This is a genomic window from Vibrio sp. B181a, from assembly GCF_030248375.1.
GTDB lineage: Bacteria > Pseudomonadota > Gammaproteobacteria > Enterobacterales > Vibrionaceae > Vibrio > Vibrio campbellii.
This window is the reverse complement of the sequence record NZ_JAHGAD010000046.1, coordinates 57,499-81,821: the sequence shown is the minus strand read 5'-3', so window position 1 is coordinate 81,821 and position 24,323 is coordinate 57,499. Positions and strand designations below refer to the sequence as shown.

Sequence of the window (24,323 nt, the reverse complement as noted above, 5' to 3'; positions counted from 1 at the left end):
CATAAAGTAATGTTTGAATTGACTGTGCTGAATCTTTCGATTCAATGGTCACTTCGTTTCATTGAAACCTAATTTGATACCGAAGTATCTAATTGGATTATCATCAACGAGTGCCCACACAGATTGATAGGTCTATATTGTTAAAGAGCTTTCCTATTGAGCTTTGCTCAAATCGGACGGCCATTTTAGCGAGTTAAAGTTTAGTGTCAATCACTTTTTTCAAACTTTTTTCAAGCGTTTCCGCTTGGCTAATTGGCTTGCTAACTCAACCTCGTTTCTTTCGAAGCGCTGCCGTGTCAGCGAGGTGGCATTATAGAGATTGCGATCACATTGGCAAGCCCTTTTTCTCGTTTTTTTTGATTTTTTTGCCGTTTGAGTGTTTTTTATTCTAAAAGGCGCGTTTTTACTATTCTTCTTATCAAATATCACCGTTATTAGCGCTTTATAAGGAATAAAGATGAGTTCAATTAGAAGTTATAAAGGTATCCGTCCTCAGTTGGGAAAGCGTGTCTACGTCGACTCAACCTCTGTTTTAGTCGGTGATATCCGAATTGGTGATGATTCTAGTATCTGGCCATTGGTTGCAGCTCGTGGCGATGTAAACCACATTCATATCGGTGACCGTACCAACGTTCAAGATGGCAGCGTGCTTCATGTGACACATAAGAATGCGGATAACCCACTCGGCTATCCTCTCATCATAGGTAATGATGTCACCATTGGTCACAAAGTAATGTTGCATGGCTGCGAGATACACGACCGCGTATTAGTAGGTATGGGTGCGATAGTTTTGGATAATGTGGTTGTAGAATCTGACGTAATGATAGGTGCAGGCAGTTTAGTCCCACCAGGGAAGAGGTTAGAAAGCGGCTATCTATATGTGGGAAGCCCAGTAAAACAAGCTCGCCCTTTATCAGAACAAGAGCAAGCTTTCCTACAAAAGTCTGCCAACAATTATGTACAAAACAAAAACGACTACATTAATGAGGTTGAAGACATCAATAAGTAGTCTGGCAGAGTCAGCTAGTCGATGATGATGTGGCCTTCTTCATTGAAGGCTTCATCTTCTATTAACTCTTCTGCTATTTCTTCTAGATCAAAGCGATTATCAACGAAAGCCTCAATGGCAGCTTGCTCATTAGCTATGATTAAGCCACTCAACTTTTCTAACTTTTGTTTGGTTACGTAGCATTCAATCAATGCGCCAGCCTGTTGGGCTGCAAAATTGATTGATTGTGATGCTTCATCCCATGATTGCATGTCTGGGAATAGAATGGATTGATTCATCTCTTATTGACCTTCGAGGTTCTTTCTTAATTCTCTGAGTATTTGCTTCGCGCCAGGACGCAAACCACGCCATAACATAAAGCTTTCAGCCGCCTGTCCGACCAACATTCCAAGGCCATCATAAGCATGAGCCGCTCCGTGTTCTTTCGCCCACTGGTTAAAGCTTGTTAACCCCTTGCCATACATCATGTCGTAGCTAGTGCTATTGGTGGAAAAGATAGCAGAAGAGACCGCGGGCAACTCGCCGTTTAATGAAGCAGAGGTTGAGTTAATAATCACGTCGTACGCTTCTTCTATTGTAGTCATCTCCTTCGCTACAATAGGACCATGTGAGACGAATAAGTCTGCAAGCTGTTGTGCTTTACTAAAAGTACGGTTAGTAATCGTTAAAGAAGCAGGTTTCTGATCAAGGAGTGGTTTAATCACACCACGAGCAGCACCACCAGCGCCAATGACCAGAATTCTCGCGCCTTCCAATACGACTTGATGCTGTAGTAGGTCTTGTACCAAGCCCTCTCCATCGGTGTTGTCACCAATGATTTCTCCGTCATCTAGCTTCTTCAGTGTGTTCACAGCACCGGCTAGCTCTGCTCGCTCAGTAAGACGATTGGCAAATCGATAAGCATCTTCTTTAAAAGGCACTGTCACGTTACACCCTTTCCCATCGTCAGCGAAAAAAGCTTTTGCTGCTTCAACAAAGCCATCAACAGGGGCAGTTTCTGCGGTATACACCAATGACTGATTGGTTTGACGAGCAAACAAGGTGTGAATGAATGGCGACTTGCTGTGTCCGATAGGATTACCAAACACGGCATAACGATCAATTTGCAGAGTCATTTCCTTACCTTTATTCCTTACCCATATATAAAAACAGGGCCATCTGATTACCGATGACCCTATCACTATCTATCTATACAGAAAAGGAGATTCAACGCTTACCACTCTCGTGGCGTTAGGTATCGCTCGTAAAGTTCAGCTTCTGGAGAGCCAGCCTGTGGTTCGTAGCTGTATTCCCAACGTGCAAGTGGTGGCATCGACATAAGAATTGACTCTGTACGACCGCCACTTTGCAGACCAAATAGCGTGCCGCGATCGTACACTAGGTTGAACTCAACGTAGCGACCACGACGATAAAGTTGGAATTCACGCTCGCGCTCACCGAACTCGATGTCTTTACGACGAGAAACAATCGGTAGATACGCTTGGCAGTATCCCTCACCAACCGCTTTGATGTAGTCAAAACACTTGTCGAATTCCCAATGGTTTAAGTCATCAAAGAACAGACCACCAACACCACGGGTTTCATTTCGGTGTGGAAGGAAGAAGTATTTGTCACACCACGCTTTGTGCTCTGGGTAAACTTCGTCACCAAATGGCGCACAAAGCTGTTTTGCTGTGTCGTGCCATGATTGGCAATCTTCTTCAAATGGGTAGAAAGGCGTAAGGTCAAAACCACCACCAAACCACCAGATTGGGTCTTCGCCATCTTTCTCTGCAATAAAGAAGCGGACATTGGCGTGCGAAGTCGGTACATAAGGGTTTTTAGGGTGAATAACCAAGGAAACACCCATTGCTTCAAAACGGCGACCCGCTAACTCTGGGCGATGTGCCGTCGCTGATGCTGGCATTTCATTACCTTCTACATGAGAGAAGTTCACTCCTCCTTGCTCGAAGATATGACCATCACGCAATACGCGAGTACGGCCACCGCCACCAAGACGCTCTCCTTTTTCACGTTGCCAGGCATCTTCGACAAAGACGGCCTTTCCATCTTCTTGTTCTAACTGCTGACAAATGGAATCTTGAAGGGACATCAAGAACTGCTTTACGGCGTGCTTATCGATTGCTGACATACGTGTAGTACCTATTAATTGCTGACTAGCAGGGTTAGCCCTGTCTTAATATTTGCGAGGTTTTAGCATCACGAATTTCACTCGGCTTGTCACGACCGCTGGTTTCACCACGTAAGATCGCCACAAGTCTATCGCCTAACTGCTCTTCAACTTCTTCCGTCGTCATACAAGGAGGCTGACCAGTAAGATTCGCGCTGGTAGAGGTTAGCGGCTTTCCGAACGCATTACACATCTTTTGTACTAAAGGATGATCCGTCACACGTACTGCGATTGAATCAAATTGTCCCGATACCCAGTGAGAAACTTTGTCACTTGCAGGCATGATCCACGTGTATGGCCCAGGCCAAGTTGCATGGACTTTATCTAATTGCTCTTGAGTCAGCTGAGATTCATCAATATAAGGCAGAAGCTGCTCATAGCTCGCAGCAATAAGGATTAAACCTTTCTCTACTGGACGCTGTTTTAGCTCTAGCAGTTTTTGAATCGCTTCCGGGTTATCTGGGTCACATCCAACACCAAACACCCCCTCTGTTGGGTAGGCAATCACTTCACCTGTTTGTAGTGCTTTTAGCACCTGTTCAAAGTTCTCCACCGATACTTCCTGATAATCTTTTCTGTTGTGTTTGTACTAAGTGTACAAATATTCATTCTCAGAGACTAAAGCAATTTGTTTATAAAATGTATCAATAGCATTTACAAACACACGCAAACGTTTGCTTGAGGTAAAAATCCCCGTATAATGCGCACAAATTTATCAGCTCACCTAATTTTGCAGCTTGAAGGAGTTTGAGATGAAAGTCGGTATCATCATGGGTTCTAAATCAGATTGGCCAACCATGAAACTATCAGCGGACATGCTGGATCAATTTGGCGTGTCTTACGAAACAAAGGTGGTGTCAGCTCACCGTACTCCTCAATTGTTGGCTGATTACGCAAGCAGCGCGAAAGAACGTGGCATTAAAGTCATCATCGCAGGTGCGGGCGGTGCTGCTCACCTACCAGGTATGGCGGCGGCGTTTACTAGCGTTCCGGTACTTGGCGTCCCTGTGCAGTCTCGTGCGCTGAAAGGCATGGACTCACTGCTTTCTATCGTACAGATGCCAAAAGGTATTGCGGTTGGTACATTGGCGATTGGCGAAGCAGGCGCAGCAAACGCTGGCATCCTAGCAGCTCAAATCCTTGGTACACATGATGAAACGATCATGGCAAAAGTCGAAGCGTTCCGTAACGAACAAACGGAAACCGTATTGGCGAACCCAAACCCTGCTGAGGATTAATCAGATGCATGTACTGGTTCTTGGTGCGGGTCAGTTGGCTCGTATGATGTCTCTGGCTGGTGCGCCACTGAATATTCAAATCTCAGCTTACGACGTGGGCAGCGGTAATATCGTTCATCCACTGACTCAGCACGTACTAGGCAGCGGCTTAGAGAATGCAATTGAACAAGTCGACGTCATTACTGCTGAGTTCGAGCATATCCCACATGATGTGCTCGATGTTTGCGAAGCGAGCGGCAAGTTCCTACCAAGTACACAAGCCATCAAAGCAGGTGGTGATCGCCGTATTGAAAAGGCATTACTTGATGATGCTGGCGTGCGTAACGCGAAATACTACGTCATCGAAACTCGTGAAGACTTTGACCGCGCCATTGAGCACGTTGGTATGCCAATGGTTCTGAAAAGTGCATTGGGTGGTTACGATGGTAAAGGCCAGTGGCGCTTAAAAGAAGCTTCTCAAGTCGAAGACATTTGGACAGAGATGGCAGAGTGCATCGCGGCAACACCAACTCAAGCGATTGTTGCTGAGGAATTTGTCCCTTTTAACCGCGAAGTTTCACTGGTTGGTGCTCGCGGTAAAGATGGCAGCGTTGAAGTGTACCCTCTGGCAGAGAACGTCCATACCAATGGTGTATTGAGCCTTTCTACTGCGATTGATGCGCCAGAGTTGCAAGAGCAAGCAAAACAGATGTTCACAGCTGTTGCCAACAACTTGAATTACGTTGGCGTGTTAGCTTTGGAGTTCTTTGACGTTGACGGCACTTTGCTGGTTAACGAAATCGCACCACGCGTACACAACTCTGGCCACTGGACTCAACAGGGTGCGGAAACTTGTCAGTTTGAGAACCACCTACGCGCCGTGTGTGGCCTGCCTTTGGGTAGCACGAAACTGGTTCGTGAAACCTCGATGATTAATATTCTTGGTGAAGACACACTACCAGAAGCATTGCTAGCGATGAATGGTTGCCACATTCATTGGTACGGCAAAGAAAAACGTGCGGGTCGCAAGATGGGCCACATCAACGTATGTGGTGACTACACTGGCGAACTTAATCGCAAACTTTGTGCATTAGCAGAAGTTCTGGATGAACAGGCTTTCCCTGCTGTGCATGAATTTGCCAAGCAGTGGCAAGCCTAGAAAAGCATCGGAATAAATAGCAAAAGGGTCGCATGATGCGACCCTTTTTAATTCGTACTGAAAGTTATTGTGATTGAGTATGCTGGCACTTACGGCTCGCGCATTGCAGTTTAACCCCACTGGCAAGTTTCTTTTCTACCAACAAGGTAAATCCACATTTCTCGCAGCGGCCTCTTACAGGTGGCAAGTTCACCGCAAATTTGCACTTCGGATAGTTATCACACGCGTAGAATGTTTTACCAAATCGGGTCTTACGCTCAACCAAATGCCCTTTACCACATTCAGGGCAAGCATGTTGCTCTTTTGCCTGCTGCTGTGGTTCAGGTTGGTTAATCGACTCAATATGATGACAGGCAGGGTAATGGCTACAACCAACGAACATGCCGTAGCGCCCTTGGCGGAGTACCAACTCGTTGCCACACTCAGGACAAGGCACACCCAACTCTTTCACGATGTGACCATCATTGCTGTGTAGCGGCTTAATGTAATCGCAACTTGGGTATTGGCTACAACCCAGAAAGGGGCCGTGCTTACCGTGCTTAAGCGAAACTTCCCCACCGCATTTAGGGCAAGGTTCGCGCTCAAGCGCATGCTCGTGTGCCGAGAAAAGGTTGTGATCGATTTTACTACTCATACTCACCGCTCAAGCAGAAGATATTAATGAAGAATACCTTGTTCCTTGGTGTACAACAGCTCTTCCATCAGCGTGTAGGCGTTTTCGTTACCTGGAACATTAAACAGCACCATAAGGATGATCCATTTAAGGTCCTCAAGCTCAAACTCATTGGTTTCAAGCCCCATCACACGGTCGATGACCATCTCACGCGTTTCTGTGGTCAGAACATTGATTTGTTCTAAGAACAACAAGAAACCACGACATTCGAGGTCTAGTCGCTGCATTTCAGATGCGGTATAGATACGTGTTGATGCCGATGCAATGCAGGTTGAAATGGCTGAATGTTCATCGCTTTGTTGCAATGCCGCCAGCTCTTCTAACCAGACAAGGGCTTTGTAGATGTCTTTTTGCTGGAAGCCTGCACGAAGCAATTCATCTTCCAACTCGTCTTGTTCGACCTGTAACTCTGCATCGCTATGGATGTAGGTTTCGAATAGATACATAAGTATATCCATCATCATAGCTAGCCCCTCCCCTTTCGAATATAGCCACCGGATACTGCAACAACATGCCCTGAAAGCTCAAGCTCTAAGAGCTGCATCATGACTTCTTGGACAGGTATATTGGTCCTGCTTGCAAGAATATCAACTGGTGTAGCCTCATTTCCTACGTTAGCTAACAGCTGAGGAAATGGCAATTCTTCTTCATCAATTGGCGCAGAAAATAAATCTAAGCTCTGATTAATAGACCAGTCGAGCAAAGACTGTATTTCATTCAGCACCTCTTGAGTATTTTGTACGAGACAAGCCCCGTTCTGAATCAATTGATTACCGCCACTGGCGTTGGGTGCATTAATCGAAGCTGGCAGAGCGAAAACTTCTCGACCTTGTTCTAAAGCATAACGCGCCGTAATCAAGGAGCCACTTTTTTCAGCCGCTTCCACCACCAAAACACCCAGTGACAAACCACTGATGATTCGATTACGACGTGGAAAGTTTTCTGCGCGAGGCTTAGCACCTGGACGAAACTCTGAAACAAGCGCGCCATTTTCAGCCACTCGCTGTGCCAAGCCGCGGTGTCTTGCTGGGTACACTTGTTCTAATCCCGAGCCAAGCACTGCGATGGTTTTACCTCCAGCTAACAGCGCACCATCATGAGCATGGCCATCAATACCCAATGCTAAGCCACTGGTAACGATCAGATCGTGTTGCACCAAGTCAGATGCAAAAGTTCTTGCGTGTTGTAGCCCATCCACACTGGCATTACGGCTGCCAACCATAGCTATTTGAGGTTGAGACAAACAGCTCGCCTCTCCTTTTACAAAGAGTAAAGGAGGCGGTGCGACGGTTTGTTTGAGAAGTGGCGGATACAAAGCATCCGCCAACGTAAGAATATGATGATGAGAAGAAGCTGCAACCCAAGTCAGACAAGCATCGACTTCTTTATCGACCTGCGACCATGCTTGCAACTGTTTTGCCGTTAAGCCCAAAAGCTGAAGCTGCTCTGTCGAGTATTGGACAATATTGCTCGGCGTATCTTTGCTGAGCAGCTTATTCATCTTGACCCCACCGATGCCCGGTAAACAACTAAGCTTTAACCAGGCAGCGAGATCAATATCATTTTGTGGTGTCATTGGTGGTTGATTCCTCAGCCAGAGGAGAAACCACAGACACCTCTTTATTAATTGGCTTGGTGCTATTAGTAATCAGCGCGAGGCTAAAGTATTCATAAGGACGAATGACAAGCAACTCACCTACTTTGCTTTGTGGCAAAGTAATCTCAGTATCGAGTACACCGTTATCTTTAGCAAAGTCGTCTCCATTCTTGAATACTGGATGCGCGTCCTCTTTTAAATCAAACACGCTGCCTTGGCGAAGTTCATCCGATGTACCTTTATCAATCACCACCACTTGGTTGGTCGAGCTATAACGAATACCTTCAATGTTACCCAATAGTTTGGCAGAGGTGCCTTGTGGGGATGGAAGAGGATAGAACGTCGCCGTGAAGTCGCCGTTATCTAACGCTTGTACCGGCAAAGCAATATCATTACGGATAATCTCTTGCAGTTGCGTGGTGATCTTCAAACCAGAAAACTCACTGGATGCTTCAACAAGCCCCCCTTTCGCAATCAAACGCAGAGCCGTAATTTTTTGTGATACATCATCGCGTGAAAAGGTCTCCACCGGTCGATAGATGGCCCACCCAGTCGAAGTTTGCTCACCACTGATGTACAGCGTGTCTTCTGCAGTAAGGAACTTATTGCCTTTGCTGCTACCCATCACTTTCGCTGCATTATCTAGTGTCTCATCATCAACTAAACGATCAGACTTCAGATATGGCATAACCAACCCTTCCGCCACAGTCGGTACCGCTTTCTTTTCCGTGATACGGGCTTTTGGGCTGAGCTTTTTGACCGGTTTTAAGCTTAAAACTGGCCGGCCATTAATCCACACTAACGACAACTTATCGCCAGGGTAAATCAGATGTGGGTTATCAATTTCTGGGTTTACCTGCCATAGACGAGGCCACAACCAAGGGCTATCCAGATACATCGCCGAAATATCCCACAACGTGTCACCTTTAACCACAACGTAAGTTTTGGGTGCATCATCTTTAACGGTAAGTGGTTGGGAATCCGTGTTTGCTACGGCACTGAAAGAGAAAAGTAACGGCAACGTAATACGAGAAACGTTGCGGAAAATTCGATTCATGACCCTCGTCCTTGGTCTGTTAGGCAGTTACCAGAATGGAAATTGGTATCAGGATGCTGTCATTTAGGTCATAAAATGTCTAGAATTGAGCCAACAAGGTTTGTGCTGTTACGGCACAGTTCAATATTTCGAGTGAATATGTCTGTATTACAAGTATTAACATTCCCAGATGATCGCCTGCGTACCGTTGCAAAACCTGTAGAAGAGGTGACACCTGAGATTCAAAAAATCGTCGATGACATGATTGAAACCATGTACGACGAAGAAGGTATTGGCTTGGCTGCAACGCAGGTTGATATCCACAAACGTATCGTAGTGATTGATATTTCTGAAACTCGTGATGAGCCTATGGTGCTTATCAACCCTGAGATTCTAGAAAAGCGTGGCGAAGATGGCATCGAAGAAGGCTGTCTGTCGGTACCAGGTGCGCGTGCACTTGTGCCTCGCGCTGCTGAAGTTACGGTTAAAGCGCTAGATCGCGATGGCAAAGAATACACCTTTGAAGCCGACGATCTGCTAGCAATCTGTGTTCAACACGAACTAGACCACCTAATGGGCAAACTGTTCGTGGATTACCTATCGCCACTGAAGCGTAAGCGTATTCAAGACAAGCTAGCAAAAATCAAACGCTTTAACGAGAAACAGCAAAACGCTTAATCTCGATACAATTTAATTAGAAGGAAGCCTACCTTGAGTCAGTCTTTACGTATTGTCTTTGCAGGTACTCCGGATTTCGCCGCCCGTCACTTGGCGGCGTTGTTGTCTTCGGAGCACGAAGTAATTGCGGTTTACACTCAACCAGACCGCCCAGCAGGTCGTGGTAAGAAGCTTACTGCAAGCCCAGTAAAAACCATCGCGCTTGAGCACGACATTCCGGTATACCAACCAGAAAACTTCAAATCAGACGAAGCAAAGCAAGAGCTTGCCGATCTGAACGCCGACATCATGGTAGTTGTTGCGTACGGCTTATTACTTCCACAAGTTGTACTAGACACACCTAAACTAGGTTGTATCAACGTACACGGTTCGATTCTTCCTCGCTGGCGTGGTGCAGCTCCTATCCAACGCTCAATTTGGGCTGGTGATGCAGAAACTGGCGTGACCATCATGCAGATGGACATTGGCTTGGATACGGGTGACATGCTGAAAATCGCAACATTGCCGATTGAAGCAAGTGACACCAGCACATCTATGTACGAAAAACTTGCAGGCTTAGGCCCTGATGCACTGATTGACTGCCTAGCAGACATCGCAACAGGTAAAGCTGAGCCAGTGAAGCAAGATGACGAGCTTGCAAACTACGCGAAGAAGCTGAGCAAAGAAGAAGCGCGCATTAATTGGAATGACGACGCGGCACACATCGAGCGTTGCGTTCGCGCATTCAACCCATGGCCAATGAGCCACTTTGAAGCCGCTGAAAACAGCATCAAGGTATGGCAAAGCCGTGTTGAAGAGCAAACCAGCGACAAACCTGCGGGCACCATCTTGCAAGCAGATAAGACCGGTATCTATGTTGTGACAGGCAACGGCGTATTGGTACTGGAACAACTGCAAGTTCCGGGTAAAAAAGCCATGTCAGTTCAAGATATTCTGAACTCACGTGCATCTTGGTTTGAAGTTGGCACTCAACTGGTTTAAAAAACCAACCATAGTGTCAAACACCAATAATACGAACTTTTAGAGGGCAGAGATGCCCTCCTTTACTTTAAGGTACTCATCATGAATGTTCGCGCTGCGGCTGCCAACGTCTTGTATCTTGTCGTCGACAAGGGCCACTCACTTTCAAGCGCTCTTCCAGCGGCTCAACAAAACGTACGACCACGTGACCACGCTCTTCTGCAAGAGATCTGTTACGGCGCTCTACGTTACCTCCCTCGCCTAGAAATGATTGCAAATCAGTTGATGGATAAGCCGCTAAAAGGCAAACAACGTGTTTTCCATCACCTGATTTTGGTCGGCATTTATCAGCTAAGCTTCATGCGTATTCCTGCGCACGCTGCGGTCGGTGAAACAGTTGAAGGCACTAAAGAGCTGAAAGGTCCTCGTCTGCGCGGTCTTATCAACGCGGTATTGCGTAACTACCAGCGCAACCAAGAAGAACTAGACCAAATGGCGGTCAGCAACAATGCGGGCAAGTACGGCCACCCAAGCTGGTTACTTAAACTTCTGCAAGAAGCTTACCCAGAGCAGTGGGAAAGCATTGTTGAGGCCAACAACCAAAAAGCGCCAATGTGGCTGCGTGTAAACCACCAGCACCACACTCGTGATGAATACCTTGCGCTACTCAAAAATGAAAACATTGATAGCACGCCACACACACAAGCAATGGACGCCCTAAAATTGGCCGCGCCATGCGATGTGATGAAACTGCCGGGCTTTGAAAAAGGTTGGGTATCGGTGCAAGATGCGGCAGCACAGCTGTCGATTAACTATCTTGAACCAAAAGATGGCGAGCTGATCCTAGACTGCTGCGCAGCACCAGGCGGTAAGACGGCGCACATTCTTGAGCGTACATCTGGCAGCGAAGTGGTAGCCATTGATTGCGATGACACGCGCCTTAAACGTGTGCACGAAAACCTGAAGCGCCTCAACCTTCAGGCAAAAGTGGTTTGCGGCGATGCGCGTCATCCTCAAGAATGGTGGCAAGGCGAACAATTTGATCGCATTTTGCTGGACGCACCATGTTCTGCAACGGGCGTAATTCGTCGTCACCCAGACATCAAATGGCTACGTCGTGCTGATGATATTGCCGCACTTGCGGAACTACAGAGCGAAATTTTTGATGCAATGTGGACGCAACTGAAACCTGGCGGCACCATGGTTTACGCAACTTGTTCAATCACACCACAAGAAAACGTGGAACAAGTAAAAGCGTTCTTAGCGCGCACTGCAAACGCGCAATTAGTGGACTCCGATCCAAAGCAACCTGGTCGTCAGATTCTACCAGGCGAAGAAGATATGGATGGTTTCTACTACGCAGTGCTAACAAAAAAACACGCGTAACAGCATGCTAAATAGGGCGATTGAAGTGAATTCAATCGCCTTTTTCAGATAACGAGTAAAGAGTATGAAAATCATTATTCTTGGTGCTGGTCAGGTTGGCGGCACACTGGCGGAAAACCTAGTTGGTGAGAATAACGACATCACCATCGTCGACAAAAATGGCGATCGACTGCGTGAGTTGCAAGACAAGTACGACCTACGAGTGGTCAACGGTCACGCAAGCCACCCAGACGTTCTGCATGAAGCAGGAGCGCAAGACGCTGATATGCTTGTCGCAGTAACCAACACCGACGAGACCAACATGGCAGCCTGTCAGGTTGCGTTCACTCTGTTCAATACCCCCAACCGTGTTGCACGTATTCGTTCTCCAGAATATCTGGCAGAAAAAGAAGCCCTATTTAAGTCTGGTGCTATTCCTGTCGATCACCTTATCGCACCAGAAGAGTTGGTAACCAGCTACATCGAGCGCCTCATTCAATACCCAGGTGCGCTGCAAGTAGTAAGCTTTGCCGAGCAAAAAGTAAGCCTAGTAGCCGTTAAAGCCTATTACGGTGGTCCGCTTGTGGGCAACGCTCTGTCTGCTCTGCGTGAGCACATGCCACACATCGATACTCGTGTTGCTGCTATTTTCCGTCAGGGTCGTCCTATTCGCCCGCAAGGCACTACCATCATTGAAGCTGATGATGAGGTGTTCTTCGTTGCAGCGAGTAACCACATTCGCTCGGTAATGAGTGAGCTTCAGCGCCTCGAGAAACCTTACCGCCGCATCATGATTGTTGGCGGTGGTAACATCGGTGCGAGTTTAGCCAAACGCCTTGAGCAAACTTACAGTGTTAAGCTGATTGAGCGTAACTACCAACGTGCAGAAAAGCTCTCTGAGCAACTAGAAAACACCATCGTCTTCTGTGGTGATGCGGCAGACCAAGAGCTGCTTACTGAAGAAAACATCGACCAAGTAGATGTGTTCATTGCGCTGACTAACGAAGATGAAACCAACATCATGTCAGCGATGTTGGCAAAACGCATGGGTGCAAAGAAGGTGATGGTGCTGATCCAACGCGGCGCTTATGTCGACCTTGTACAAGGCGGCGTGATTGATGTGGCGATCTCCCCACAGCAAGCGACGATTTCTGCCCTACTCACGCACGTTCGTCGTGCTGACATCGTTAACGTTTCTTCTCTGCGTCGTGGCGCAGCAGAAGCCATCGAAGCCGTTGCGCACGGTGACGAAACCACATCGAAAGTGGTCGGTCGCGCGATTGGCGATATCAAACTCCCACCAGGAACCACCATTGGTGCCATCGTTCGTGGCGAAGAAGTACTTATCGCACACGATCGTACCGTCATCGAGCAAGATGACCACGTCGTGATGTTCCTGGTCGACAAAAAGTACGTACCAGACGTCGAAGCGCTGTTCCAGCCGAGCCCATTCTTCCTCTAGGATTTTCCTATGGTCAACTTACGTCCCGTACTGTTTGTTATCGGGCTGGTTCTATCCAAACTGGCCCTTTTTATGTACGTGCCGACTTTGGTCGCGTTTTTCACCGGTACGGGCGGATTCCTCGATTTCGCCCAAGCCGTAGTGATCACTCACCTTGCCGCATTCATCTGTTTGACGATTGGTCGAACCGCCAAATTCAAACTCAGCGTGCGTGATATGTTCCTCATCACCAGTTTGGTGTGGACCATCGCCAGTGCGTTTGCTGCACTGCCATTTGTGTTTATCAACCATATCAGCTTTACCGACGCCTACTTCGAAACCATGTCAGGTATCACGACTACGGGTTCGACCGTACTTAGTGGCTTAGACAACATGGCGCCAAGCATCTTACTGTGGCGTTCTATCTTGCAATGGTTGGGTGGTATTGGCTTTATCGTGATGGCAGTAGCTATCCTACCGATGCTTAACGTTGGTGGTATGAAGCTATTCCAAACCGAATCCTCCGATTGGTCAGACAAAAGCAGCCCAAGAGCTAAGACTGTCGCGAAGAACATCGTATTGGTGTATTTGATGCTGACAGGCTTGTGTATCGTGGGATACTTGTTAACTGGCATGAACCTGTTTGAAGCGATCAACCACGCATTCACGACTCTATCCACCGGCGGTTACTCGACATCAGATGGTTCGATGAACCATTTCTCCAACGGTGCTCATTGGGTTGCGACCACCTTTATGTTCCTCGGTGGTTTGCCATTCCTACTGTTCGTAGCGGCATTACGTAAGCGCAGTATCGATGTCTTGATGAAAGACGCCCAAGTTCGTGGCTTTGCTTACCTATTTTTGTTCTCAAGCTTAGTGGTCGCCGCTTGGTTGGTACTTCGTGATGGCTACACCATTTTGGATGCACTGCGAGTTTCAATGTTCAATATTGTTTCAGTGGTCACCACGACGGGTTTTGGCCTGGAAGATTTCACAGCTTGGGGCGCATTGCCATCGACATTGTTTGCTTTCTTGATGATGGCAGGCGCATGTTCAGGCTCCACCTCAGGCGGGATTAAAATCTTCCGTTTTCAGATCGCGATGACACTACTCAACAAGCAAATCATGAAGCTTATTCACCCTTCAGGTGTTTTTGTTCAGCGCTACAATCAACGCCCAGTGAATGACGATATTGTTCGCTCAGTAGTGGCATTTGGTTTGATGTTCTTTATCACCATCATCTTTATTGCAGGCTGCTTAAGTGCACTTGGCCTAGACCCTGTGACCAGTATTTCTGGTTCGATTACCGCGGTAGCGAACGTAGGTCCGGGCATGGGCAGCGTGATTGGCCCAACAGGTAACTTTGCGCCTTTACCAGACGCTGCTAAGTGGCTGCTAAGCTTTGGTATGTTAATGGGCCGTTTGGAAATTCTGACTATTCTTGTTCTGTTCTTCCCTGCGTTTTGGCGCCGTTAAACAGACTCAAATAAAAGGTATAACAATGAAAACATGGATCACTCTGGCGACCCTACTCGCCTCTTCATCGGTTTACGCAGCCGAAGTTGTGAAACTGGCGGATGGACGCGAAGTAAAACTGAACGACGACTTCACGTGGGAATATGTCGTGAAAAAGGCCACGCCAAAAGCCACAGAGACCACGCTAGAGAAAGTTGAAGCAGTAGAAGCGGCGGCTGTCGTAGCCTCAACTACCGCCGTTGAAGCCGTGGCAACACCAACCCCTACAACAGAGATTGCGACGATCCCGGTTGTGAACAAGAAAGTCGGTACCACCGTTGTTGTAAACGCGAAGAAGCCAACCATGCAGCTGTCTGATTCAGGTGTGGATGTATTGATTGGCTCGGCAAGCTACGAAAATGGTGAACTGATTTTCCCTACTTCTATCACTAACCAAAGCTCACAATCAGTGATTCAGGTAGAAGTGGAAGTACAGGTATTCGATATGACTGGCAAACCATTGGCGAAACAAAGCGTCACGGTTTGGCAATCTATCAAACGTATGGCAGATACCTACCTTCGCCCACAACAAGCCGAGCAAGGTAAAGCGATCAAACTGGCAGTGCCACAATCGCAGCAATACCAGTTCTCAGCAGAAGTATTAGAAGTCAAAACACGCTAATACGATAAGACATGCTTTGTCGGGTTTATCTCTATCAGCTAGATAGGCTCGACAAAGTAATAAATCGCGAAGAAGTGACACACACAACCCGCCAACACAAAGCCGTGCCAAATTGCGTGATTAAATGGGATTCGCTTGGCAACGTAGAAAATCACCCCAATCGAATACACCAACCCACCTGCGGCTAAAAGCGTCAAACCACCAATATCTAGATTTATCGCCAGTTGGTAAATCACAATCAACGATAACCAGCCCATCACCAAATACGTCATCAAAGACAATTTTTTGAATCGATAGACAAACGCGACTTTCATGATGATGCCGATCAGCGCGATGGTCCAAATCACAATCATCAACCCAATCGCCAACGGTGTGCGCAGACTTACTAACAAGAATGGTGTGTAGCTACCCGCAATCAAAAGATAGATGGCGCAGTGGTCGAAGGTTTTCAGCCAACGCTTGGCTTTAGGGTATGGGATAGCATGGTAGAGCGTAGAAGCGAGAAACAGCACAATCATGCTAGAACCATAGATCGCCATACTGGTAATGGTCAGTGTGTCTGCTTGGTGATCGACGGCTTTGATAAGAAGCAGAACCAAACCAACAATACCGAAGATCATTCCAATACCATGAGTAATGGAGTTGGCTAGCTCTTCGCCCTGACTGTATTGTGCTTTCTGTGGTGAGGACATGAACGCGCCTATACTAGAGTTTTGAATATTCACTCTAGTATGGCACATTAAGCGTACACGTGTAAGCTTAAATTAAGACTCGTGGGCAGCGGTGGTATGTTCGAGGTAATTGAGGATCAGCGAGCCAACTTCGTCCAGTTTGGTGTTCACCGGAATGCTCAGCTCACGTTTGAGTTTTCCGCTTCCCAATAAACTTGCCAGCATGCCACTTGCACCAGTGCGAGTACGGTCAACTTCAAACCACAGTTTGAGATTTTGCTCGTCGCGATGAGCAACAAATTCCAACTCTCGCCATACGCCATGATATGGGCCATCGGTTGGCACCATTTCAAACTCTTGTACAAATGGTAGATCGAAGCCTTTGACTTCTTCGCACTCTACTTGGCGAATGCGTAAACCTTGTGATTCAAAAGCAGACAAAACGGCATCCATGAGTGGATCGGGTCTAACGGTAAGAATGTCTTTGTCGGTTGGGTCGAGCGCCATCGCAACGTCTAAGCCGGTCTCTAACCAAACTTTGGCATCACCAATGGTGACAGGGGTGTTCCACGGAACATCGAGTTTGACCTCAAAGGTGCGATCTTCGCCAGGATGGATGGTAAATGCGTACGGGAGGTTCCACTTGGCCAGCACATGCGTTTGCGGTACACGACGCATACTGTGTCCTTCTCGCGCCCCACGATCATCTGGTGCTTCTGCGATGTAACGACAGCAAAGCTTAAGATCGATGTTATCGATCGCTTGTTCCGTTGCGCCGCCATAAACATGGATTGAAACATCCACGCTCTGACCGGGATACAGCACGTCTTGGTTCAGGATCGAGTCAACCTTCGCACTGCCAATCCCAAAGCTCGCAAGTGTCTTCTTCAAAAATGACATATGCACCTCCTTTGTAGAAATCTCATACTACTACTGCTGATCACCGGATCAAAACAAAATTCGTCTCGATTTCGCACTAAAAACCATAAAATCCATACAATTCAACTGCTCAACTATCGACCAATTATGGCAGGAATGCTAACCTATACATGATATGCATGCATATCGTTATTCCTGATTCATTATTTGGATTGGCGAAAGCCAGAAGAGCCACCCTTCAAGCAGTTGAAGCTCAACTCATAGTGACTCAGGCCATTACATCGGCAATGGATATGCCTGGCAGTTAGGTATCTAAATGCGCCCAACAACAGTCAGGTTCGCACATACAAATCGTAGTGCAATGCGCCGTCGCAGTGGTTTCACTGCTGCGCCAAAGGCAAAACAAGTTGCGCCAGCAATGACTCTGGTTGAGAAAACAGCGATTATGCCAAGTGTTCCAAACAAAGTTATCAAAGCAGCTTAATTAAAAAGCGCGGCAACCGCCGCGCTTTTTTCTTTTCTCTCTACCCTTTTCCTATTTGGTGTTCGCCGAGCAATTTGATACCTTTAGTAGCAAATAACACCTATAAATTATGTGGAGAAAGAAATGAAGTGTCATCGTATTGAAGAGCTGCTTGAGCTACTAGAGCCTGAGTGGCACAAAGACCAAGAAATGAACTTGCTACAATTCATCATGAAGCTGGCGAACGAAGCAGGTTATGAAGGTAAATTGGAAGATCTGACCGATGACGTGCTGATCTACCACCTAAAAATGCGCAACAGCGGTAAAGACGAAATGATCCCGGGTCTAAAGAAAGACCAAGAAGACGACTTTAAGACCGCGATTCTACGCGCGCGCGGTATCATCAAGTAAACCGCTCAACACCTAGCATTGATAAGCGACTCATTTGAGTCGCTTTTTTTATAACTAAATCAAACAGTTCAAATGGTAGTTATAACTGTTCAGTCATTTATCTGGTTAACTGTACTGACTTTTGTTGTTAAACATTGACTGCGTTAAAGAAACGGAATTGTTATTGATTGTATAATCGCCGTTCATCAGTATTTACTAAAATAATTATGTTCAACCATGTGTCATGGTTTGGACCAAACAGCAATGTCATCGAGCGACATCATTAGAAGTGCCGCCGTACATTATAAGAAAGCCTAAAGAAGGATGAGTGCATGAGTCAGGATAAGATTGATATCAAAGATGTGACTCCAAAGACCTTTAACCCCAGGACCCACAAAGGCAACGGGGACCGTTTCAACCCAAGCAATCGAATCTATGTTCGCGAAAGCAAAGGTACGTTCCAAAAACTGCGTCGCTACGGCGGTTGGTTTTTGTTGCTGTTTTTTGCCCTGATTCCTTGGATTCCTTACGGCGAGCGCCAAGCCATCTTGCTGGACATCGGTAACCAGCAGTTCAACTTTTTCGGCACCACGCTGTACCCACAAGACCTTACCCTACTCGCTCTGCTATTTGTGATAGCCGCGTTTGGACTGTTCTTCATCACTACCTTCTTAGGCCGGGTTTGGTGTGGCTATCTGTGTCCGCAAACCGTGTGGACCTTTATGTATATATGGTTTGAAGAAAAACTAGAAGGCAGTGCCAATAAACGTCGTAAACAGGATTCCAACAAGCTAACCGCTAACTTAGCGATGCGTAAAGCCCTCAAACACATAGCGTGGTTTTCGATAGCCCTCGCCACTGGCTTTACCTTTGTCGGTTACTTTGTGCCAATGAAGCAACTGGTTATCGACTTCTTTACCTTTAATGCTAACTTCTGGCCAGTATTTTGGGTGATGTTCTTTGCCATTTGTACTTACGGCAACGCAGGGTGGATGCGCTCTATTATGTGTATTCACATGTGTCCTTACGCGCGCTTCCAATCGGCGATGTTCGATAAAGACACTTTTATCGTGGGCTACGATTCCAAACGTGGTGAAAAACGCGGCCCTCGCTCACGCAAAGCCGATCCAAAACAACTTGGCTTGGGCGACTGTATCGACTGTGATTTGTGTGTTCAGGTATGCCCAACTGGCATCGATATCCGTGATGGTTTGCAGTATGAGTGTATCAACTGTGGTGCATGTATTGATGCGTGTGACAACACCATGGAACGCATGGGTTACGAGAAAGGCCTAATCAACTACACCACAGAGCATCGTCTCTCAGGTAAGAGTACCAAGGTCATGCGTCCAAAACTGCTTGGCTATGGTGCGGTACTACTAGTGATGATTGGTTTGTTCTTCCTCCAAGTCGCATCGGTTGATCCTGCAGGCATGAGCGTACTGCGTGACCGTAACCAATTATTCCGAGTGAACAGCTCTGGCGAAGTGGAAAACACCTACACACTGAAAGTCATCAACAAAACTCAACAAGTTCAAGAATACGATTTAAATGTAGAAGGACTAAGTGATGTCAGCTGGTATGGCAAACAAACCATTCAAGTTGAACCGGGTGAAGTACTGAACTTACCAATGAGCCTTGGCGCAGATCCTGACAAGCTAGACTCTGCGATCACGACAATTCAGTTTATACTCACCGATAAGAGCAACGAATTCACTATCGAAGTAGAAAGCCGATTTATCAAGAAGCTATAACTTCGATGACTAATGGAAAAAGGCTCAGCAATGAGCCTTTTTATTTATATGTCCCAAGGTACTTTCAACTTTGATGCCCTCACGCCCGACTTTATGTGGTATGCGCTAGAGAGCATCGGCATTCGAGCAGAGTCGGGCTTTCTTGCTCTCAACAGCTATGAAAACCGCGTTTACCAGTTTACTGACGAAGAACGCCAGCGCTACGTGGTGAAGTTCTACCGTCCAGAACGCTGGAGCAATGAGCAGATTCAAGAAGAACACGACTTCACCCTTGAACTGATCGAAAACGAAATCCCTGTCGCACCACCTGTACTTATCAACGGTGAAACACTGCATCATTATCAAGGTTATGGCTTTGCTTTGTTTGAAAGTGTCGGCGGTCGTCAATACGAAGTCGATAACTTAGATCAGCTCGAAGGTGTAGGTCGTTTCCTCGGCCGTATCCATAAAGTAGGTAGCCGACAAGCCTTCCAACATAGACCAACTATTGGCTTACAAGAATACCTCTACCAACCAAGAGAGATTCTGCAAAACGCCAACATGATTCCGATGCATTTGGAGAACAGCTTCTTCAATGATTTGGATATGCTAATCAAATCCATTGAAAGTCACTGGCAAGAAGGCTTCAACACGATTCGTCTGCATGGCGATTGCCATCCAGGTAACATCTTATGGCGTGATGGCCCAATGTTTGTCGATTTGGATGACTCACGTAATGGCCCTGCGGTCCAAGATTTATGGATGCTGCTCAACGGCGAACGCCAAGACAAACTGATGCAATTAGATATTGTTTTAGAAGGTTATCAAGAGTTTTGCGATTTTAACTCGGCAGAATTGAAACTAATCGAGCCTCTTCGCGGTCTACGAATGGTGCACTATATGGCATGGCTAGCAAAACGTTGGCATGACCCGGCATTTCCGCTCGCTTTTCCATGGTTCAATGAGCCAAAATACTGGGAAGGTCAGGTCCTTGCATTTAAAGAGCAGATTGCCAGCTTAGAAGAAGCACCACTGTCTTTAATGCCTCAATGGTAAGTCAGGCCGAACAATTCAAAATGGAGATTATTAAATGAAAAAACTGTTCGCACTGTTTTCTATGCTGATGCTAAGCCTGTCGGCACATGCAGCGCAATTCAAAGAAGGTGAGCACTACAAAGTACTGGATCTAGAGGCGTCGAAAAAGCCTGTCGTGACTGAGTTCTTCTCTTTCTACTGTCCACACTGTAATACGTTTGAGCCAATCATCCAGCAACTTAAGAAGCAACTACCTGAAGGCGCGAAGCTACAAAAGAACCACGTTTCTTTCATGGGCGGCAACATGGGTCCTTCAATGAGCAAAGCCTACGCGACTATGGTTGCACTTAAAGTTGAAGACAAGATGGTGCCAGTGATGTTTAACCGCATTCACAACATGCGTAAAGCACCTCGTGATGATGCAGAGCTTCGTCAAATCTTCCTAGATGAAGGCGTAGACGCGAAGAAATTCGATGCAGCATTCAAAGGCTTCGCGGTTGATTCAATGGTTCGTCGTATGGACAAGCAATTTGAAAATAGCGGCCTAACTGGCGTTCCTGCTGTTATCGTCAACAACAAGTACCTAGTTCAAGCACAAGGTATTAAATCCACTGAGGAATACTTTGCCTTGGTTGATTACCTACTGACGCTTAAGTAACTCGAGTCGAACATCAAACGAAAGGGGAGCATCTTGCTCCCCTTTTTAATTTTAACCTTTAGGTCTGGTTACTTATGAATATCTTGCAGTAACTGATCTTTCTCTTGCCACACATCACCCAGCCATTGCTGGAATTGGCGCTTGTATGGCTTGTCATTGAAGTAATCACCCAACACGCGTTCATCGACTGGTAAAACATTTACGCGCACGACAATCTTCGTCATACGTCCCATCATCATGTCTTTAAATGGCTTATTGGTGTTTTCTGGGTACGCTAAGGTCACATCAATGATGTTTTCAAACTGATCGCCCATGGCCGCTAATGTGTAAGCAATGCCACCTGATTTTGGCTGCAGCAAATGTTGATAACCCGCACAACTCTTGCGTTGCTTTTCCTCGGTGAAACGAGTGCCTTCAACGTAATTTACTACCGTAGTTGGCGTGTGTTTGAACTTTGCACAAGAACGGCGCGTAGTTTGCAAATCCTGACCGCGCTTGTGTGGGTTGCGAATCAAATACTCTCGAGAATAGCGACGCATAAATGGCATATCCAGCGCCCAGCAAGCCATACCAATAAAAGGCACATACAATAATTGCTGTTTTAAGAAAAATTTTGGCATTGGAATGCGATCTTTAAATACACAACACAGTACAACAATATCAGTCCAACTAAGATGGTTACTGATCAGCAGATACCAACCGTCCTTCTTGAGATTTTCGCCACCTTGAATATCCCACTCAACGCGGTTGAACAAGGCAAGAATACCAGCGTTGACCGTGGCCCAAACCCACATCATTTTGTTGGCAGCCTCGGTACCTTTCGCTTTGAGCTTAGCTGTTGGAAGCAACAACTTAAAAATTGCGATGATACAAATTGCGATGGAACAAACCGCAGAGTTTATAATCACAAAGGAAGCGTTAAAAATGAGTAACAAATAGGTCAGCATGGGAATCAATCAGTAACTATATCGCGTGAATAATAAAACAGCGTGTAATTATACGAATCCGTTGTCACATTGGAATATTTGTAAGAATGGTCAGATTTGTTTCACTGTAAAACTAGACCAACGCTCAACTCGAATTACCACTTTCATTCGACAAACAAGGAGAAAGCGAATGAATCCAAGGCTAACCTTACTGCCTTTGGCTTTTATCGTCAGTTCAGCACAAGCTCAACTTGAAGAAACCGCAGGCTTTAGCGGTGAAATTTCGTTAAACGCAGGCTTCGTCTCATCAGAGTCCAACTTTAACACAGATGGCGACAGTACCATTCCATCACTAAATCAACGTGCCGAAAGTGATGAATCTTTTATCGTTGCGCCCCTTGGCAGCGCAGCATATACCTTTGGCAACAAGCTCAATCACCAAGTGTATGCCGGTACCACGCGCTCCGATATCGCGATCGGTACCCTCGCCTTCCAGATCGGTTATAAGTACCAACTCGCTTCGGGCACTGTACTCGATTTTTCCTATCTACCGACCATCCTGAAAGGAGAAACATGGCAAGACCCATACCTAACTGGGCAATCGAGAAAAACCACCGATGAAGGCGGCAATGCGTTTCGTCTCCAAATCAACCGCTTCTTAGACAACAACTTTAATCTTGATTTGGCTTACGCAGACAAAGACGTAGAGAAAGATACCGTGACAGATCCATCACTACTGCGTGATGCAAAGATCTACCACATCAAAGGTGACTACCGTATTCCACTGAGTCGCACGTCAATGCTGCAGCCAGCATTTACCTACATCCACCATGATGCGGATGGCGATGCTGAATCCTATAACTCGTATGGGCTCGACCTTAGCTGGTTCAAGTTTATCCAGCGACACCGCATCGTACTCACAGCAGGCTATGCCGCTAAAGACTTTGACGCAGCCAGCGCGACATTTGGCAAAACTCGCAATGATGGCACTCTGAGTTTTTTCACCGCATACGAGTACAAGAATGTCTTTGACTGGCAAAACTGGTCATTCATTTCACTCGCTGGTTACAGCAGTACCAGTTCAAACATCACCTTCTACGATGAAAAAGAATTTCTGCTATCAACGGGTTTAAACTACAGTTTCTAAGCACTTAAGCACGGGGGAGACTCTCCCCCTTGATTATAAAATGCCCTGATCGTCACAATAAAAACAATTCATAGCTCAAACAATAGCCAAACTTATTTTCATATGGATAATGTGCGACCCGTTTACTATTTAAGAGAGTGATTTGTGCACATTGATCCTAACTACGCTTCAGAGCAAAGCTTAATGAGTGTTCTTTCTCAGAACTTCCCTGGGTTTATCGCTGTACGCAAGGAAAATGGCAAGCATGTCGCTCTCAACCAACGCTATCGCGCTTTCTTCGAAGAAGACATTCTCGGCGTCAGCATAGATACTATGATCGCAAACTGCGAAGATGATGATTTGTGTGACTTGCTGATGCAATGTAAGCGCAACGATCAGGCATTGCTCGACGGTAACGCACCTATGCGTGTCGATATCGAAACCTTTCAGAATCACCATTTTGAGTCCATGCGCTATCTTACTGATGTGAATGGTGTGCGCCACATTGTACTAATGGCATGGGATATTACGGCCCGCATTGAGGAGCAAAACCGCCTCAAACAAAGCCTTCATTTTGATCACCTCACTGGTGCCATGAACAAAAAAGCCTTGATGTCTGCGGTACAAAAAGGCTGTGATTGTTGCCTCGTGGCGTACCTTGATCTGGATAAATTCAAACAGGTCAATGATACCTATGGGCACGCGATTGGTGACAAAGTCCTAGTAGACTTCGCCACACTGACCATGCAACAGCTGGGAGAAAATGGCACGCTCTATCGCGTTGGTGGCGATGAATTTGTGATTGTGTTCGATTGCATGCAGATATCTGATGCTAGAGAAACCTTATTGCAAATCCGCCAAGCGGTGGAAAGCGACATTCACCTCCATGGCATTTCGTTTAGCTTTGGTCTGATGGCCTGCAATGACAATCTAGAGCAATGTCTAGAAGACGCCGATAAAGCACTGTATCAAGACAAGCACGCTCGCAAGCAAGGCTAAA

Annotated in this window: 27 protein-coding genes; 16 read left to right on the top strand and 11 right to left on the bottom strand. The window is 46.5% G+C overall.

Annotated features, from left to right (window positions below):
• Nucleotides 1-457 precede the first annotated feature (457 nt).
• Entirely contained in the window at nt 458-1,009 is a 552-nt protein-coding gene (locus tag KIO97_RS20425) for a gamma carbonic anhydrase family protein (RefSeq protein WP_005535485.1), read from the top strand.
• A gap of 14 nt (nt 1,010-1,023) precedes the next feature.
• Here KIO97_RS20425 and KIO97_RS20420 read toward each other — a convergent pair whose 3' ends face one another.
• The 4 genes from KIO97_RS20420 to KIO97_RS20405 form a co-directional block, all read right to left on the bottom strand.
• A complete protein-coding gene (locus tag KIO97_RS20420) occupies nt 1,024-1,287 on the bottom strand; it encodes a DUF1488 domain-containing protein (RefSeq protein ID WP_005429835.1) in 264 nt (87 codons plus the stop codon).
• Between the two features lie 3 nt (nt 1,288-1,290).
• Nucleotides 1,291-2,124 carry a shikimate dehydrogenase gene (gene aroE, locus KIO97_RS20415; protein ID WP_005535489.1) on the bottom strand — a complete coding sequence of 278 codons (834 nt, stop codon included), beginning with the start codon at nt 2,122-2,124 and terminating at the stop codon, nt 1,291-1,293.
• Between the two features lie 98 nt (nt 2,125-2,222).
• A complete protein-coding gene (gene hemF / locus KIO97_RS20410; protein ID WP_045451546.1) occupies nt 2,223-3,140 on the bottom strand; it encodes an oxygen-dependent coproporphyrinogen oxidase in 918 nt (305 codons plus the stop codon).
• A 34-nt stretch (nt 3,141-3,174) separates the two neighbouring features.
• Nucleotides 3,175-3,732, bottom strand: a complete 558-nt coding sequence (locus tag KIO97_RS20405) for an L-threonylcarbamoyladenylate synthase (protein ID WP_005429817.1) — start codon at nt 3,730-3,732, stop codon at nt 3,175-3,177.
• A gap of 199 nt (nt 3,733-3,931) precedes the next feature.
• Here KIO97_RS20405 and purE point away from each other — a divergent pair, with 199 nt between their 5' ends.
• Entirely contained in the window at nt 3,932-4,417 is a 486-nt protein-coding gene (gene purE / locus KIO97_RS20400; protein WP_285383808.1) for a 5-(carboxyamino)imidazole ribonucleotide mutase, read from the top strand.
• 4 nt (nt 4,418-4,421) lie between these two features.
• The gene (locus KIO97_RS20395) at nt 4,422-5,555 is read left to right on the top strand and encodes a 5-(carboxyamino)imidazole ribonucleotide synthase (protein ID WP_285383807.1); all 1,134 of its coding nucleotides are present in this window, start codon (nt 4,422-4,424) and stop codon (nt 5,553-5,555) included.
• Between the two features lie 64 nt (nt 5,556-5,619).
• Here KIO97_RS20395 and KIO97_RS20390 read toward each other — a convergent pair whose 3' ends face one another.
• Genes KIO97_RS20390 through KIO97_RS20375 form a run of 4 tightly spaced genes read right to left on the bottom strand, consistent with a single transcriptional unit; the run spans nt 5,620 to nt 8,882 of the window.
• Complete coding sequence (locus KIO97_RS20390; RefSeq protein ID WP_285383806.1) at nt 5,620-6,189, bottom strand: type I DNA topoisomerase; 570 nt, start codon at nt 6,187-6,189, stop codon at nt 5,620-5,622.
• A 23-nt stretch (nt 6,190-6,212) separates the two neighbouring features.
• Nucleotides 6,213-6,692 carry a DUF494 family protein gene (locus KIO97_RS20385; RefSeq protein WP_005429833.1) on the bottom strand — a complete coding sequence of 160 codons (480 nt, stop codon included), beginning with the start codon at nt 6,690-6,692 and terminating at the stop codon, nt 6,213-6,215.
• Nucleotides 6,693-6,694: 2 nt separating this feature from the next.
• On the bottom strand, nt 6,695-7,804 hold the full coding sequence (dprA, locus tag KIO97_RS20380) for a DNA-processing protein DprA (protein ID WP_285383805.1): 1,110 nt from the start codon (nt 7,802-7,804) through the stop codon (nt 6,695-6,697).
• A complete protein-coding gene (locus tag KIO97_RS20375; protein WP_285383804.1) occupies nt 7,788-8,882 on the bottom strand; it encodes a LysM peptidoglycan-binding domain-containing protein in 1,095 nt (364 codons plus the stop codon). Before KIO97_RS20375 ends, dprA begins: the two co-directional genes overlap by 17 nt.
• A 138-nt stretch (nt 8,883-9,020) precedes the next feature.
• On the opposite strand from KIO97_RS20375, the gene def reads away from it, so the two are divergent.
• The 6 genes from def (at nt 9,021) to KIO97_RS20345 (ending at nt 15,442) form a co-directional block, all read left to right on the top strand.
• Nucleotides 9,021-9,539, top strand: coding sequence for a peptide deformylase (gene def, locus KIO97_RS20370; protein ID WP_005450979.1), 519 nt, complete (start codon nt 9,021-9,023; stop codon nt 9,537-9,539).
• Nucleotides 9,540-9,572: 33 nt separating this feature from the next.
• Nucleotides 9,573-10,520: a methionyl-tRNA formyltransferase gene (fmt, locus tag KIO97_RS20365; protein ID WP_079402770.1), complete on the top strand. Its 948-nt coding sequence runs from the start codon at nt 9,573-9,575 to the stop codon at nt 10,518-10,520.
• Nucleotides 10,521-10,601: 81 nt separating this feature from the next.
• On the top strand, nt 10,602-11,885 hold the full coding sequence (gene rsmB, locus KIO97_RS20360) for a 16S rRNA (cytosine(967)-C(5))-methyltransferase RsmB (RefSeq protein ID WP_005535508.1): 1,284 nt from the start codon (nt 10,602-10,604) through the stop codon (nt 11,883-11,885).
• Between the two features lie 64 nt (nt 11,886-11,949).
• On the top strand, nt 11,950-13,326 hold the full coding sequence (gene trkA / locus KIO97_RS20355; RefSeq protein WP_005429806.1) for a Trk system potassium transporter TrkA: 1,377 nt from the start codon (nt 11,950-11,952) through the stop codon (nt 13,324-13,326).
• A gap of 9 nt (nt 13,327-13,335) precedes the next feature.
• Entirely contained in the window at nt 13,336-14,781 is a 1,446-nt protein-coding gene (locus KIO97_RS20350; protein ID WP_152685271.1) for a TrkH family potassium uptake protein, read from the top strand.
• Between the two features lie 25 nt (nt 14,782-14,806).
• Nucleotides 14,807-15,442, top strand: a complete 636-nt coding sequence (locus KIO97_RS20345; RefSeq protein ID WP_285383803.1) for a DUF3157 family protein — start codon at nt 14,807-14,809, stop codon at nt 15,440-15,442.
• Nucleotides 15,443-15,480: 38 nt separating this feature from the next.
• Here KIO97_RS20345 and KIO97_RS20340 read toward each other — a convergent pair whose 3' ends face one another.
• Nucleotides 15,481-16,134 carry a hemolysin III family protein gene (locus tag KIO97_RS20340; RefSeq protein ID WP_038892396.1) on the bottom strand — a complete coding sequence of 218 codons (654 nt, stop codon included), beginning with the start codon at nt 16,132-16,134 and terminating at the stop codon, nt 15,481-15,483.
• Nucleotides 16,135-16,206: 72 nt separating this feature from the next.
• Nucleotides 16,207-17,013: a sporulation protein gene (locus KIO97_RS20335; RefSeq protein WP_005429821.1), complete on the bottom strand. Its 807-nt coding sequence runs from the start codon at nt 17,011-17,013 to the stop codon at nt 16,207-16,209.
• 295 nt (nt 17,014-17,308) lie between these two features.
• Here KIO97_RS20335 and KIO97_RS20330 point away from each other — a divergent pair, with 295 nt between their 5' ends.
• The 5 genes from KIO97_RS20330 to KIO97_RS20310 all read left to right on the top strand — a co-directional run bounded on the left by KIO97_RS20330 (nt 17,309) and on the right by KIO97_RS20310 (nt 21,271).
• Nucleotides 17,309-17,476, top strand: coding sequence for a hypothetical protein (locus KIO97_RS20330; RefSeq protein ID WP_005536917.1), 168 nt, complete (start codon nt 17,309-17,311; stop codon nt 17,474-17,476).
• Nucleotides 17,477-17,599: 123 nt separating this feature from the next.
• On the top strand, nt 17,600-17,866 hold the full coding sequence (locus KIO97_RS20325) for a YihD family protein (protein WP_005429763.1): 267 nt from the start codon (nt 17,600-17,602) through the stop codon (nt 17,864-17,866).
• A 311-nt stretch (nt 17,867-18,177) separates the two neighbouring features.
• Nucleotides 18,178-19,599: a cytochrome c oxidase accessory protein CcoG gene (ccoG, locus tag KIO97_RS20320; protein ID WP_285383802.1), complete on the top strand. Its 1,422-nt coding sequence runs from the start codon at nt 18,178-18,180 to the stop codon at nt 19,597-19,599.
• A gap of 48 nt (nt 19,600-19,647) precedes the next feature.
• Entirely contained in the window at nt 19,648-20,634 is a 987-nt protein-coding gene (locus KIO97_RS20315) for a serine/threonine protein kinase (RefSeq protein WP_228905411.1), read from the top strand.
• A 34-nt stretch (nt 20,635-20,668) separates the two neighbouring features.
• Complete coding sequence (locus KIO97_RS20310; protein WP_005429765.1) at nt 20,669-21,271, top strand: thiol:disulfide interchange protein DsbA/DsbL; 603 nt, start codon at nt 20,669-20,671, stop codon at nt 21,269-21,271.
• A gap of 68 nt (nt 21,272-21,339) precedes the next feature.
• Here KIO97_RS20310 and KIO97_RS20305 read toward each other — a convergent pair whose 3' ends face one another.
• Entirely contained in the window at nt 21,340-22,218 is an 879-nt protein-coding gene (locus KIO97_RS20305; RefSeq protein ID WP_285383801.1) for an acyltransferase, read from the bottom strand.
• A gap of 169 nt (nt 22,219-22,387) precedes the next feature.
• Between KIO97_RS20305 and KIO97_RS20300 the strand changes: the two genes are divergently transcribed.
• Nucleotides 22,388-23,344, top strand: a complete 957-nt coding sequence (locus KIO97_RS20300; RefSeq protein ID WP_050920131.1) for a DUF2860 domain-containing protein — start codon at nt 22,388-22,390, stop codon at nt 23,342-23,344.
• A gap of 144 nt (nt 23,345-23,488) precedes the next feature.
• Nucleotides 23,489-24,322, top strand: a complete 834-nt coding sequence (locus tag KIO97_RS20295) for a GGDEF domain-containing protein (RefSeq protein WP_285383800.1) — start codon at nt 23,489-23,491, stop codon at nt 24,320-24,322.
• The last annotated feature ends 1 nt before the right edge of the window (nt 24,323 follow it).